Annotated in this window: 10 protein-coding genes; 9 read left to right on the top strand and 1 reads right to left on the bottom strand. The window is 72.5% G+C overall.

The features are described from left to right. Positions 1-6: 6 nt before the first annotated feature. A complete protein-coding gene (locus A3862_RS08465; RefSeq protein ID WP_043759849.1) occupies positions 7-1,428 on the bottom strand; it encodes a M20 family metallopeptidase in 1,422 nt (473 codons plus the stop codon). Between the two features lie 330 nt (positions 1,429-1,758). Between A3862_RS08465 and A3862_RS08470 the strand changes: the two genes are divergently transcribed. The 9 genes from A3862_RS08470 to A3862_RS08515 all read left to right on the top strand — a co-directional run bounded on the left by A3862_RS08470 (position 1,759) and on the right by A3862_RS08515 (position 13,336). Then, positions 1,759-3,549: a peptide ABC transporter substrate-binding protein gene (locus tag A3862_RS08470; RefSeq protein WP_043759847.1), complete on the top strand. Its 1,791-nt coding sequence runs from the start codon at positions 1,759-1,761 to the stop codon at positions 3,547-3,549. Positions 3,550-3,564: 15 nt separating this feature from the next. Continuing rightward, the gene (locus tag A3862_RS08475) at positions 3,565-4,524 is read left to right on the top strand and encodes an ABC transporter permease (RefSeq protein WP_111473507.1); all 960 of its coding nucleotides are present in this window, start codon (positions 3,565-3,567) and stop codon (positions 4,522-4,524) included. Then, positions 4,490-5,422, top strand: coding sequence for an ABC transporter permease (locus tag A3862_RS08480; RefSeq protein WP_043353306.1), 933 nt, complete (start codon positions 4,490-4,492; stop codon positions 5,420-5,422). Before A3862_RS08475 ends, A3862_RS08480 begins: the two co-directional genes overlap by 35 nt. Before the next feature lie 380 nt (positions 5,423-5,802). Further along, a complete protein-coding gene (locus A3862_RS08485) occupies positions 5,803-7,653 on the top strand; it encodes an ABC transporter ATP-binding protein (RefSeq protein WP_111474320.1) in 1,851 nt (616 codons plus the stop codon). Positions 7,654-8,043: 390 nt separating this feature from the next. Then, positions 8,044-8,256: a hemin uptake protein HemP gene (locus A3862_RS08495; RefSeq protein ID WP_111473509.1), complete on the top strand. Its 213-nt coding sequence runs from the start codon at positions 8,044-8,046 to the stop codon at positions 8,254-8,256. Continuing rightward, the gene (locus A3862_RS08500; protein WP_111473510.1) at positions 8,253-9,131 is read left to right on the top strand and encodes a heme/hemin ABC transporter substrate-binding protein; all 879 of its coding nucleotides are present in this window, start codon (positions 8,253-8,255) and stop codon (positions 9,129-9,131) included. Before A3862_RS08495 ends, A3862_RS08500 begins: the two co-directional genes overlap by 4 nt. A gap of 24 nt (positions 9,132-9,155) precedes the next feature. After that, the gene (locus tag A3862_RS08505; protein WP_111473511.1) at positions 9,156-10,202 is read left to right on the top strand and encodes a FecCD family ABC transporter permease; all 1,047 of its coding nucleotides are present in this window, start codon (positions 9,156-9,158) and stop codon (positions 10,200-10,202) included. Continuing rightward, complete coding sequence (locus A3862_RS08510) at positions 10,195-11,019, top strand: heme ABC transporter ATP-binding protein (protein ID WP_111473512.1); 825 nt, start codon at positions 10,195-10,197, stop codon at positions 11,017-11,019. The genes A3862_RS08505 and A3862_RS08510 overlap by 8 nt, the downstream gene beginning before the upstream one ends. Before the next feature lie 181 nt (positions 11,020-11,200). Then, positions 11,201-13,336, top strand: a complete 2,136-nt coding sequence (locus A3862_RS08515) for a TonB-dependent hemoglobin/transferrin/lactoferrin family receptor (protein ID WP_164706356.1) — start codon at positions 11,201-11,203, stop codon at positions 13,334-13,336. Positions 13,337-13,340: the final 4 nt, after the last annotated feature.

Genomic DNA, 13,340 nt, shown 5'->3' on the forward strand with positions numbered 1-13,340 from the left:
GGGGCCTCACCGCCCCAGCGACATGCCGAGCGGCGGCGCGACCTCCGGCGGCAGCGGCGAGACGTAGCCGGCGGCGCCGACCCGGCGGGCGAGGTCCGCCTTGGCGGCGTCGCGCAGAGCCGCGTCGGTCACCGCCCGGGCGCCGGTGGCGGCCATCGCCTTGGCGACCTGCACCATCGCCTTGTGGGCCGCCGGGGTCTTGCCCTGCGCCACCACCTGCCAGGTGTGGAACGGCGTGCCGATCGCCACCGTGGGTGCGTGGGCCTGGACGGTGGGCACCACCCAGCTCACGTCGCCGACATCCGTGGAGCCGACCGCCGGGTTGCGCGGCGCGTCGAGGGGCACGAGGAAATCGGCGAGCGGTGCCTCGTTGCGCGGCATGCCGATGGCGCGGAACACGGCGTCGATGTCGCCGTCGGTCAGCGTCGACCGGATCTTGCCCGCGAAGTCCCGGTCGGCCTCGTCGAAATGCGGCGGCCCGAGCTCCTCCATCACGCCGTGGAGCGCTTGCTCCAGCGGCGTGTTGCCCAGGAGGTTCGACACCGCGCTGACGATTCGCACCTCGAGGGCGGTCTCGGTCATCAGGGCGGCGCCCTCGGCGATCTTCTTCACCCGCTCGACCAGCGCCAGCATGCCCGGCAGGTCGCGCGCCCGGATCGAGTAGCGCACCGTGGCGCCGGCCTGGACGACGTTGGGGGCGATGCCGCCGGCGTCGAGATAGGCGTAGTGGACCCGCGCGTCGGACGGCATGTGCTCCCGCATGTAGTTCACGCCGACGCTCATCAGCTCGACGGCGTCGAGCGCCGAGCGCCCGAGATGCGGGGAAGCCGCCGCGTGGGCGGTGCGCCCGGTGAAGACGAAATCCGCCCGGGTGTTGGCGAGCGCCACCGGCGGCGCCACCTCCCAGAAGCTGCCCGGATGCCAGGAGATCGCGATGTCGGCATCCGCGAAGGCGCCGGCGCGGACCATGAACGCCTTGGCGGCGCCGCCCTCCTCGGCGGGACAGCCGTAGTAGCGCACGCGGCCGGGGGTGCCGGTCTCGGCGAGCCAGTCCTTCAGGGCGGTGGCGGCGAGCAAAGCCGCCGAGCCGAGGAGGTTGTGGCCGCAGCCGTGGCCGTGGCCGCCCGCCTCCACCGGCCGGTGCTCGGCGACGCCCGCCTCCTGCGACAGGCCCGGCAGGGCATCGTACTCGCCGAGGAAGGCGATGACAGGCCCGCCTTCACCGGCCTCGCCCATCACGGCGGTGGGGATGCCGGCGACCTGCTCGGTTACGCGGAAGCCCTGGTGGCGCAGCTCGGCGACGTGCTCGGCGCAGGACCGCGCTTCCGTGTAGCAGACCTCCGGCATGCCCCAGACCCGGTCGGACAGGGCGATCAGCCGCTCCGTCTGCGCGTCGACGTGGCGCCACACGGTGTTGCGGTTGTCCATCGTGTCGTCTCCCGGAAGGTCGCGCGTCGCGTTCGCGCCATCATAGCGGGCTCCGCGCCGTCATCGCGAGCGCAGCGAAGCGACCCAGGGCTGCGCACGGTCAGGGGACGTGGCGCTGCTGGATTGCTTCGCTGCGCTCGCAGAGACGGCGGCGTCGCGCTGCTCGGCTCGGTGCGGCAGGAGAGGGACTGGCATGCAGGGCCGGGGCCATGCTGCGCACGAAGCGAACCTTCCTCAACACGTTTCGGTTGAACCGTCACTGGCCCGCCCCTTGCCAAGGCCGCCACCGGAATGTTGCTGTGCCGCGCGGCGGTCAACGGGAATGCGTACATGGACGAGCGGGATCTGCGCGGCCTCATCGGGCAGGTGAAGGGCGGCCGCCTGTCGCGGCGCGCCTTCGTGCAGCGGATGGTGGCTTTCGGCCTCACCGCGCCCATGGCCGGGCTGATGCTGGCCGGGAACGGGGTCGCGATGGCGGCCGATATCCGGGCCGGCTATAAGCCGACCAAGGCCGGCGGCGGCGGCGCCCTGAAGCTGCTCTGGTGGCAGGCGCCGACCCTGATCAACCCGCATTTCGCCATCGGGACCAAGGACCAGGACGCCTCGCGGATCTTCTACGAGCCGCTCGCCGCCTGGGACGCGGACGGCAACCTCGTGCCGGTGCTGGCCGCCTCGATCCCGTCGAAGGAGAACGGGGCGCTCGCCGCCGACGGCCGCTCGGTGGTGTGGACGCTGAAGCCCGGCGTGACGTGGCACGACGGCAAGCCGCTCACCGCCGACGACCTCGTCTTCACCTGGGACTACGCCCGCGACCCCGCCACCGCGGCGGTGACGGCCGGCTCCTACAAGGATTGCAAGGTCGAGAAGGTCGACGACCTCAGCGTCCGGGTGCTGTTCGACAAGCCGACGCCCTACTGGTGCGACGCCTTCGTGGGCATCGTCGGGATGGTGCTGCCGAAGCACCTGTTCGGGCCCTATAGCGGCGCCAAGTCCCGGGACGCGCCGCAGAACCTCGCCCCCGTGGGCACCGGCCCGTACCGGTTCGTGGAGTTCCGGCCCGGCGACATCGTCCGCGGCGAGCGCAATCCCGACTACCACCTGCCGAACCGGCCGTACTTCGACACGATCGAGATGAAGGGCGGCGGCGACGCGGTCTCGGCGGCCCGCGCGGTGCTCCAGACCGGCGAGTACGACTACGCCTGGAACATGCTGATCGAGGACGAGGTGCTCAAGCGCCTGGAGACCGGCGGCAAGGGCCGGGTCGACGTGGTCTACGGCGGCAAGCTCGAGTTCCTGCTCCTCAACGCCACCGACCCGAACGTCGAGGTCGACGGCGAGCGCGCCTCGGTCACCACCAAGCACCCCGCCTTCTCCGACCCCAAGGTGTGTCAGGCGATGAACCTGCTGGTCGACCGCAAGTCGATCCAGACCTACATCTACGGCCGCACCGGCAAGCCCACCGCCAACACGGTCAACGGGCCGGAGCGCTTCGTCTCCAAGAACACGAGCTTCGCCTTCGACCCGGCCAAGGCCAACGCGCTCCTCGACGAGGCCGGCTGGAAGAAGGGCTCCGACGGCATCCGCGCCAAGGACGGCAAGAAGCTCAAGCTACTCTTCCAGACCTCGATCAACGCGCCGCGTCAGAAGACCCAGGCGATCATCAAGCAGGCGGCCGCCAAGGCCGGGATCGAGATCGAGCTGAAATCGGTGACCGGCTCGGTGTTCTTCTCCTCCGACCCGGCCAACCCCGACACCTGCACGCATTTCTACGCCGACATGGAGATGTACGCCTACAGCATGACCCAGGCCGATCCGGCGATCTGGCTGCTCATGTACGCCTCCTGGGAGGTGGCCCAGAAGGCCAACAAGTGGCAGGGCCGCAACGTCGTGCGCTGGCGCAACGCCGCCTACGACAAGGCCTACAACGCCGCCCAGAGCGAGCTCGACCCGGTCAAGCGCGCGGCGCTGCTGATCACCTGCAACGACCTCGCGGTCTCCGAGAACGTGCTGCCGCTGATCCACCGCGCCGAGGTCTCGGCGGTGGGCGCCACGCTCACGGCGCCCCGCAGCGGCTGGGACAACGACCTGTCGTTCCTGCCCGACTGGTACAGGGAGGCCTGAGCGGGAGCACGGGCCATGGGCGCCTACATCCTGCGACGGCTCCTGATCGCGATCCCGAGCCTGCTCGGCATCAGCCTGATCCTGTTCACCGTCCTGGCGCTCGCGCCGGGCGACCCGTTCGGCGAACTCGCCAGCAACCCGAACGTGCCCCCGGAGGTGCGGGCGGCCCTGCGGGTGAAATTCGGCCTCGATGACCCGATCCTCACCCGCTACCTGCACTGGCTCACCGCCATGCTGCAGGGGGATTGGGGCTTCTCCTTCGCCAGCCGGGTGAATGTCGACACCCTGATCCTGCAGCGGCTGCCGACGACCCTGTTCATCGTCGGCTCCTCGCAGGTTCTGGCGCTGCTGATCGCGGTCCCGGTGGGCCTCTACGCGGCGCGCCGGCCCTACTCGCTCGCCGACCAGGTCGCCAACACGCTGGCCTTCGTGGGCTTCTCGCTGCCGACCTTCTTCACCGGCCTGCTGTTCATCCTGCTGTTCTCGATCAAGCTCGGCTGGCTGCCCTTCGTCTACCAGGCCGACCTGCCGGGCTCCGGCCTGCCCTGGGTCTGGGCGAATGTCCGGCAGGCGATCATGCCGGTGGCGGTGCTGGGCTTCTTTCAGGCCGCCTCCTACACCCGCTACGTACGCGCCTCGGCGCTGGACGTCGCCCGCCTCGACTACGTCACCACGGCCCGCGCCAAGGGCCTGTCGGAGGGCACGGTGACCCGCCGGCACATCGCCCGCAACGCCCTGATCCCGGTGGTGACGCTCGTCGCCCTCCAGATCCCGGCGGTGTTCGGCGGCGCCATCGTCACCGAGCAGATCTTCCGGATCCCCGGCATCGGCTCGCTGCTGATCGACGCGATGCTGGCCAACGACACGCCGGTGGTGATGGCGGTGACCTTCGTGTTCGCCGGCCTCGTCATCCTGTTCAACCTCGTCGCGGACCTGCTCTATGGCTGGCTCGACCCTCGCATCGCCCTCCGATGAGGCGGTGCCCGTCGCCCGCGCGCCGGCCTCGCCGGCGCGGGAGACGTGGCGGCGCTTCCGGCGGCACCGGCTGGCGCTCGCCAGCGTCGGCGTGCTGGCGCTCCTCGTCGCCGGCGTGGTGTTCGGCGGCCTGCTCTGGCCGGTCGCCATCGACGATATCGACTTCGCGGCCCAGCTCCAGGGTCCGTCCTGGGACCACCCGTTCGGCACCGACGATCTCGGCCAGGATCTCCTCGCCCGGATGATCTACGGCGGCCGGATCTCGCTCGCCGTGGGCTTCGCCGCCATGGCGGTGGCGAGCCTGATCGGCGTGCTGGTGGGCGCGCTCGCCGGCATGTCGCGCCGCCTCCTCGACCCGGTGCTGATGTGGCTGACCGACCTGTTCCTGTCGCTGCCGCAGCTGCCGCTGCTGCTCCTTGTGATCTACCTGTTCCGCGACAGCCTGAAGGCCGTGTTCGGCAGCCAGGGCGGCGTGTTCCTGATGATCGTCGCGGTGATCGGGGGCCTGCGCTGGATGCCGGTCGCCCGGCTGGTGCGGGCGCAGTTCCTGAGCTTGCGCGAGAAGGAGTTCGTGGAGGCGGCCCGCTCGCAGGGGGCGACCACCGGGCACCTCGTGCGCCGCCACATCCTGCCGAACGCCCTGGGGCCGGTGATCGTGGCGGCCTCCATCGAGGTGTCGTCCGCGATCATCGCGGAATCGACGCTCTCCTTCCTGGGGCTCGGCTTCCCGCCCGACATCCCGACCTGGGGGCGGCTGCTGTTCGACGCCAAGGACCATCTCGACGTCGCCCCGCACTGGGCGCTGTTCCCGGGGGGCGCGATCTTCCTGACGGTGCTGTCGATCAACTTCATCGGCGACGGTTTGCGCGACGCCCTCGACCCGCGCCGGGTGCTCTAGGGCATGCGGCGGGGCTTCGAGGGCTGCCGGCTTGCCGTGACCGCGCCTGCCCCCGCAGAGGGGCGGACAGACCGAAAGGCCCTTTCCGGCACTGGGGCTTCAGGATCGGGCGCGGGTCCCCTCTCCCGGGCGGGAGAGGGACAGGGTGAGGGATCGGGTCTTTCAGGATGGGGCGCGCCCTGTCGGAGCGTCGACGGTGTGCTCGGTCCTGAACCTTCTCATCCCTCACCCCAACCCTCTCCCGCACGGGAGAGGGGGCCCGTCGCGCTCCGTCATCAGCGTCGGTGCGCATCGGAGAGGCGGGAACATCGTCGCGTCGGAGGGCGCGGGGACGGTGTGGAGTCGCCCCGTCGAACCCCGCTGGATCAGGAGTGAAGCCCGTGACGGATCCGATCCTCTCGGTCTCCGACCTCACCGTGTCCTTCCGCTCGGAGGGCCGCTGGCACGCGGTGGTGCACGGCGTCTCCTTCGATGTCGGGCCCCGCGAGACCGTGGCGCTGGTGGGCGAGTCCGGCTCCGGCAAGAGCGTCAGCGCCCTGTCGATCCTGCGCCTCCTGCCGCGGGACGCGAGCCGCATCGGCGGCAGCGTGCGCTTCGCGGGGCGCGAGCTGCTCACGGCCCCCGAGGCCGAGATGCGGCGGGTGCGCGGCGATTCCATCGCCATGATCTTCCAAGAGCCGATGACCTCCCTGAACCCGGTGCTCACCATCGGCTTCCAGATCGCCGAGGCGCTGATCCGGCACCGGGGCCTGTCGCGGTCCGCCGCCGAGGCGGAGGCGCTCCGGCTCCTCGACAAGGTCCGGATCCCGGCCGCCCGGTCGCGCCTGCACGAGTACCCGCACCGCTTCTCCGGCGGCATGCGCCAGCGGGTGATGATCGCCATGGCGCTGGCCTGCCGGCCGAAGCTCCTCATCGCCGACGAGCCGACCACGGCGCTGGACGTCACGATCCAGGCCCAGATCCTCGACCTCATCAAGAGCCTGCAGGACGAGGAGGGCATGTCGGTCCTGTTCATCACCCACGACATGGGCGTGGTCGCCGAAATCGCCGACCGCACCGTGGTGATGTACCGGGGCCGCGCCGTGGAGGCCGGCCCGACCGCACGGATCTTCGACGCCCCCGCCGAGCCCTACACGCGGGCGCTGCTGGCCGCGGTCCCGCGGCTGGGGACCATGGCGGGCCGCGCCCGCCCGATGCGCTTCCCGGTGGTCGACCGGGCGACCGGCCTGGCGGCGCCGACGCCCGAGACCCCCGACACCGTCAGGGCCGCCGAGCGCCCGGTGCTGGAGGTGCGCGACCTGACCGCCCGGTTCGACATCCGCTCCGGCCTCCTCGGCCGCGTGACCGGCCGCGTCCACGCGGTGGAGCGGGTCTCATTCAGCCTCGCGGCCGGGGAGACCCTGGCGCTGGTCGGCGAATCCGGCTGCGGCAAGTCCACCACCGGCCGCGCGATCCTGCGCCTCGTCGAGCCGCTGTCGGGCTCGGTCCTGCTCGACGGCGAGGACATCACCGGCCTCGACCCGAAGACCCTGCGCACCCGCCGCCAGCGCATGCAGATGATCTTCCAGGACCCGTTCGCGAGCCTCGACCCGCGCCTGAGCGTCGGTGCGGCGGTGGCCGAGCCGCTGCTGATCAACCGCCTCGCCGCGCCCCGCGAGGCAAGGCTTCGGGCCGAGGACCTGCTGGCCCGGGTCGGACTCGCGCCCGAGACGGCCGGGCACTTCCCGCACGAATTCTCCGGCGGCCAGCGCCAGCGCATCTGCATCGCCCGGGCGCTCGCCCTGAACCCCCGTCTGATCGTCGCCGACGAGGCGGTCTCGGCGCTCGACGTCTCGGTGAAGGCGCAGGTCGTGAACCTGATGCTCGACCTCCAGGCCGAGTTCGGCCTCGCCTATCTGTTCATCTCGCACGACATGGCGGTGGTGGAGCGGGTGAGCCACCGGGTCGCCGTGATGTATCTCGGCGAGATCGTGGAGATCGGACCGCGCGCCGCGATCTTCGGCGACCCGCAGCACCCCTACACGAAGAAGCTGCTCGCCGCCGTGCCGGTCCCGGATCCGGCCCGGCGGGGCGCGCGGCACGCCCTGCCGGACGACGAGATCCGCAGTCCGATCCGCGCGCCCGACTACGTGGCGCCGGAGCGGCTCTACCGGGAGGTCGCGCCTGGCCACAGCGTCCAGGATTGGGGGGGCGACTGGGACGCGGGCCCGCGTCAGGGCGCGGCGGCCTGAGGCCGCTCAGCTCCGCCGCTCCGGCGATCGGACGCAGCGCCTTGCCCGCCTCACCGCTGCGGCGATCGCGCGGCCGGACTGGGCGCGCAGCGTGGCGGCCCATGCCGGCCCGCTCTGGGCGCGGGCCCAGATGGCACCCGGTCGTCGCGGTCGACAGCGCTCCGGCCGATATCGCTCGGGTCGAGGGTCTCGACGGAGCCGAACCGGTCCAGCGCCGCATCGGTGGATCCGAAAATCGGAATCGCCCGGTTTCTACAGGAGATTTTTGAAGTATTACGACACCACCGCAGCGGGGTGGCGCCCGCAATCGATTGCCGCTAAGCTGTTCCTCTATCCAAGTAAGTCTTTCATTTGAAGATTTACAAACAACAGCTCTGGAGCGATCGGTCCATGTTGCGTGCCGAAGGAGAGGGGCAGCGCGGCATTCCGGCTGGGACCCGCGCGGGGCCCGGCGCGACGCAGCCCGTTCCGCTGCCGGAGCCGGCGGCCGAGATCGGCTCGGCGCGTCTCCTGCAGGGGCGCCGGGAGATCGTCATCCGCCACGGCGGCCACGCCTATCGCCTGCGCGTGACCGCGAGCGACAAGCTGATCCTGACCAAATGAACGCCCCCGCCCCGATATCGCGCCGCGCCCTCCTGGCCGCCGCCGCGGCCGGTGCGCTCGCCCCGCGCGCCGCCGCCGCGCAGGCGGCCACCCGCATCGCAGCACTGGGCGGTGCCGTCACCGAGATCCTCTACCGCCTCGGCGCCGGCGGCCGGATCGTCGCGGTCGACACGACCAGCCTCTACCCGCCCGAGGCGCTGCGCGAGAAGCCGAATGTCGGCTACCTGCGGGCGCTCTCGGCCGAGGGCCTGCTGGCGCAGCAGCCCGACCTGATCATCGCCGCCGAGGGGGCGGGCCCGCCCGCGGTCCTGGCGCAGCTGCGCGAGGCCGGGCTGCGTGTGGAGACCGTGACGGAGCCGCCGAGCCCCGAGGGCGTGCTGGACAAGATCGAGACGGTCGGGCGCCTCGCCGGGCTGGAGCGTGCGGCCGAGGCCCTCGAGGCCGAGGTCCGCGCCCGTTTCGCCGACCTCGCAGCCCGGCGCGCTCGGATCGCCCGGCCGGCCCGGGCCCTCGTCGTCCTCTCGGTCCAGGGCGGCCGGACCGTCGTCGGCGGTGCCGGCTCCTCGGCGGACGGCATCCTGACCCTGGCGGGCATCGCCAACGCGGCCACGGGCCTGGAGGGCTTCAAGCCGATGACCGACGAGGCCATCGTGGCCGCCGCTCCCGACGCGGTGGTGATGATGCAGAATGGCCCGGAGCCGCCGAAGCCCGAGGGTATCTTCGCCCCCGGCACGGCCCTCGCCCAGACCCCCGCGGGCGCCCAAGGCCGGCTGGTGGCCATGGACGGGCTCTACCTCCTCGGCTTCGGTCCGCGCACGCCGCAGGCCGCCACGGACCTGATGCGGGCGCTCTACCCGGACCTGCCGCGTGACTGAGCCGCGCGGCGGCGGGCGGCGCGCGTGAGCCGGCGGTCCCCGGCGCCCTGGGTGCTGGGGATCCTGGCGGCCCTGGTGGTGTCCGCCGCCCTGCTCTCCGTGAGCCTCGGGGCGATCCGTATCCCGGTGGAGCGGGTCCTGGCGGTCCTGCTGGGGGACGGCAGCGATCCGGCCCGCGCCCGGGACGCCCTCGTGATCCTCTCCATCCGCCTGCCCCGCACTCTGCTGGGGCTGATGGTCGGGGCGGGGCTGGCGGTCTCCGGCGCGCTGATGCAGGGGCTGTTCCGCAATCCCCTGGCCGACCCGGCGCTGGTCGGGGTCTCGTCGGGGGCGGGGCTCGCCGCCGCGCTCATCATCGTCCTCGGCGACCGCATCCTCGCCCATCTCGGGCTGCCCGGGCCGCTGCCCTACGCGGTCCTGCCGGCCGGGGCCTTCCTCGGGGGCCTGGGCGCGACCCTCATCCTGTACGTCCTCGCCACGCGGTCCGGGCGCACCGCCGTGGCGACGATGCTGCTTGCCGGGATCGCCCTCGGCGCGCTGAGCGGCGCGCTGACCGGCCTGCTGACCTTCGTCAGCGACGACCGGCAATTGCGCGATCTCGCCTTCTGGTCCCTCGGCAGCCTCGGGGGCGCCACCTGGGCCAAGGTCGTGGCCTCGGCGCCGCTGATCCTGCCGGTGCTGGCCGCGGTCCCGTTCCTCGGCCGCGGCCTGAACGCCCTGGTCCTCGGCGAGGCCGAGGCGTTCCATCTCGGCGTCCCGGTGGAGCGGCTGAAGCGCGCCTGCATCGTGCTGGTGGCGGTCGCGGTCGGCGCCAGCGTGGCGGCGGCCGGGGTGATCGGCTTCGTCGGCCTCGTGGTGCCGCACGCCCTGCGGCTGCTGATCGGCCCGGGGCACCGGCTGCTGCTCCCGGCCTCGGCGCTCCTCGGCGGCGCCTTCCTGATCCTCGCCGACGTGGTGGCGCGCCTCGTCGCCGCGCCCGCCGAACTGCCCATCGGGATCGTCACGGCGCTGGTCGGGGCGCCGGTCTTCCTGTGGCTGCTCCTCGACCGGGTGCAGCCGGACGATGTCTGATCCGGCCCTGCTCACGGCGCGCGACCTGACCGTCACGGTGGCGGGGCGCGACCTCGTGCGCGACGTCTCCCTGGAGGTGGAAGGCGGCACCCTCCAGGTGATCGTCGGCCCGAACGGGGCCGGCAAGTCCACCCTCCTCCGCCTGCTCAGCGGCGCCCTGCGCCCGACCCGGGGCACCGTCGCCTATGCCGGCGCGGCAATTGAGACGATCCCGCCCTGCCGGCTCGCAGCGATGCGGGCCGTGCTGCCGCAGGCGGCGCGCCTCGCCTTCCCGTTCGCGGCGGCCGAGGTGGTCCGAATCGGCCTCGACGGCATCGGCCGGGGCCTCGGCGCCCGCGACCGCGCCGCGATCCTGGCCCGGGCCCTCGAACAGGCCGACGTGGCCCATCTCGCCGGGCGCGCCTATCCGACCCTGTCGGGCGGGGAGCAGGCGCGGGTGCAATTCGCCCGCGTGCTCTGCCAGCTGGAGGCCGGCCGCACGGTCGCGGAGCGGCAGGTGCTGTTCCTCGACGAGCCGACCGCGAGTCTCGACCTCCGCCACCAGGGCGCGCTTCTCGACGCCGCGGCCGGGCTGGCAGCGGCCGGCATCGCCGTGGTGGCGATCCTGCACGACCTCAACCTCGCCGCGGCCTATGCCGACCGGCTTCTGGTTCTGGACGGGGGCCGGCTGGTCGCGCGCGGGCGACCGGCCGAGGTCCTGACGGACGAGCTGATCGCGCGGGTCTTCGGCGTCCGCTGGCCGGTCGGCCGGGTGCCCGAGGGCGACCAGCCCTTCCTCCTGCCGCATCGGGATGTGGCCGGCCGGACACCGACCTGACCGAATTTCGTGGATCCTCGACGTCGTCCGGCCGGCGCCAGGACGGCCTTCTCGGCATGCCGGCCCGACATCCCAGAAAAATCTGTTGCGCATCGCCGTCGCGATCGGCGAGAAAAGCTTCAGCAAGCCAGCCATCCGCCAGCCAGCTCTTGGAAACGACTGTGCGGGGGCGATCGTCATCATGGCTTATGCTTTCCACCGGGCGCTCGTCGCCCTCGGCGTTGCGCTGGCGACTCTGCCGGGCGCCCGGGCGGAGGAGTCCGGCCCGGCCGCGCGCCTCGAGCCCGAGATCGGCCTCGATACGCTGTCGGTCACCGCGACGAAGACCGCCGTTCCGGCCGTCGACGCCCTGGCAGGCACGAGCGTCGTCCCGCGCGCGGCCCTCGACCGGCTCCAGCCCGGACGCCTGTCCGAGGTGCTGCGCGACGTGCCCGGCGTGACCACCCAGGAGAACCGGACCGATCCTGCGCAGGCGATCAACATCCGCGGCCTGCAGGATTTCGGCCGGGTCAACGTCCTGGTCGACGGCGCGCGGCAGGACTTCCAGGTCTCGGGCCACGGCGCCAACGGCGTGTTCTACCTGGATCCCGAACTCGTCGGCGGCGTCGACATCACCCGCGGGCCCACGGCGACGATCTACGGCTCGGGCGCCATCGGGGGCGTCGCGGCGTTCCGCACCCGGTCGATCGACGACATCCTGGCCCCCGACGAGACCGCCGGCTTCGTGCAGAAGCAGGGCTTCGGCACGAACGGCCAGCGCTTCGTGAACAGCTCGGCGCTCGGCGCCCGCATCGGCACCGCCGCGGACCTGTTCGGGCAGTTCGTCTTCCGCGACACCGCGCCCTATCGCGACGGCGCCGGCCTGCCGGTGCCCGATACCGGCAGCGACCTGAATGCGGGCCTCGCCAAGCTCACCCTGCGGCCCGCGGACGGACACGCGATCCACGCCACCGCGCTCCTCCAGCGCTTCGACTTCGTCAATGGCGGCGACACCGGCGGCGGGGCTCGCTTCGCCAACGCCGTGCAGGCCGACACCTACACCGTCGGCTACCGCTTCGCCCGGCCGGACGTGCCGCTCGTCGATCTCAGCCTCGACAGCTACGCGACCACGACGCACGACGCCCTGACTTTCCTCCAGGACTCGCCGCGGGGCGTTTACAGCCGGCTCGGCACCCGGGCCGGCGACCGTCTGACCTACGACATCGCGACGATGGGCTTCGACGCCCACAACACCGCCCGGTTCGAGACCGGTCCGGTCGCGCACGCGCTCACGCTCGGCGGCGACGGCGTGGCGAATCGCGTCCGGACCACCGACCGAGCCGGCGGCTTCGGGGCGGCCTTCACACCGTCGGGGCGGCGGGACCTGGCCGGCGCCTTCCTGCAGGACGAGATCCAAGCCGCGCCGTGGCTGCGGATCGTCGGCGCGCTCCGGCGCGACAGCTACCGGCTCGACGGCGGGGCCTATCGCGCCGGCGGCGCGCGGGTCTCGCCGAAGATCACGATCGGCGTTGCGCCGCTGGGCGGCCTCGAACTCTACGGCACCTATGCCGAGGGCTATCGCGCCCCCACCGTCACCGAGACGCTGGTGCAGGGCCTCCACCCGTTCCCGGCCTTCACGATCCTGCCGAATCCGGCCCTGCGGCCGGAGGTGGCCCGCACCGTCGAGGGCGGCGTCAACCTGCGCGCCGACGCCGCGATGGGGCCGGAGGATTCCCTGCGCGCCAAGCTCGCCGTGTTCGACACCGCGGTCGACGCCTTCATCGACATGCAGGCGGTCGGGCCGACCTACTTCGTCCCGGCGATTCCCGGCATCCCGGCCTCGGCCTGCTCCGGCCGGCCCGGGCGCTTCCCCTGCGTGATCCCGGTGCGCTCCTACCAGTACCGCAACATCGCCCGGGCCGACCTGTCGGGCGTGGAACTGGAGGGCATCTACGATTGGGGCCGGGGCTTCGTGTCGCTCGCCGCCACCCATATCGACGGTCGCGACCGAGCCACCCGCGAGAGCCTGCTCACGGTGCCGCCGGACCGGATCGGCACGACGTTGGGCCTGCGCTTCCTCGCCGACCGGCTCACCGTCGGGACGCGCCTGACCCTGGTGGATGCGCGCACCGACCTCCCGGCGGGTTCCCGGAACCGGGCCACCAAGGCCTACGGGCTGGTGGACCTCTTCGCCACCTATGCGGTCACCGACCGGGTCACGGCGGATGTCGTCGTCCAGAACGCCCTCGACCGGCGCTACCGCCAGTACCGCGACGCCCTGGCAAGCCCGGGCCTCGTGGCCAAGGCGGCGCTCAGCATCGCGTTCGCGACCCGCTAGGAGA

The organism is Methylobacterium sp. XJLW (assembly GCF_003254375.1).
Taxonomy (GTDB): Bacteria; Pseudomonadota; Alphaproteobacteria; order Rhizobiales; family Beijerinckiaceae; genus Methylobacterium; species Methylobacterium fujisawaense.

Coding starts and splice junctions, on each gene's coding strand:
- A3862_RS08495 (WP_111473509.1), top strand. CDS start 8,044: ATGTTGCGTGCCGAAGGAGAGGGGCAGCGCGGCATTCCGGCTGGGACC.
- A3862_RS08480 (WP_043353306.1), top strand. CDS start 4,490: ATGGCTGGCTCGACCCTCGCATCGCCCTCCGATGAGGCGGTGCCCGTC.
- A3862_RS08510 (WP_111473512.1), top strand. CDS start 10,195: ATGTCTGATCCGGCCCTGCTCACGGCGCGCGACCTGACCGTCACGGTG.
- A3862_RS08475 (WP_111473507.1), top strand. CDS start 3,565: ATGGGCGCCTACATCCTGCGACGGCTCCTGATCGCGATCCCGAGCCTG.
- A3862_RS08500 (WP_111473510.1), top strand. CDS start 8,253: ATGAACGCCCCCGCCCCGATATCGCGCCGCGCCCTCCTGGCCGCCGCC.
- A3862_RS08470 (WP_043759847.1), top strand. CDS start 1,759: ATGGACGAGCGGGATCTGCGCGGCCTCATCGGGCAGGTGAAGGGCGGC.
- A3862_RS08515 (WP_164706356.1), top strand. CDS start 11,201: ATGGCTTATGCTTTCCACCGGGCGCTCGTCGCCCTCGGCGTTGCGCTG.
- A3862_RS08465 (WP_043759849.1), bottom strand. CDS start 1,428: ATGGACAACCGCAACACCGTGTGGCGCCACGTCGACGCGCAGACGGAG.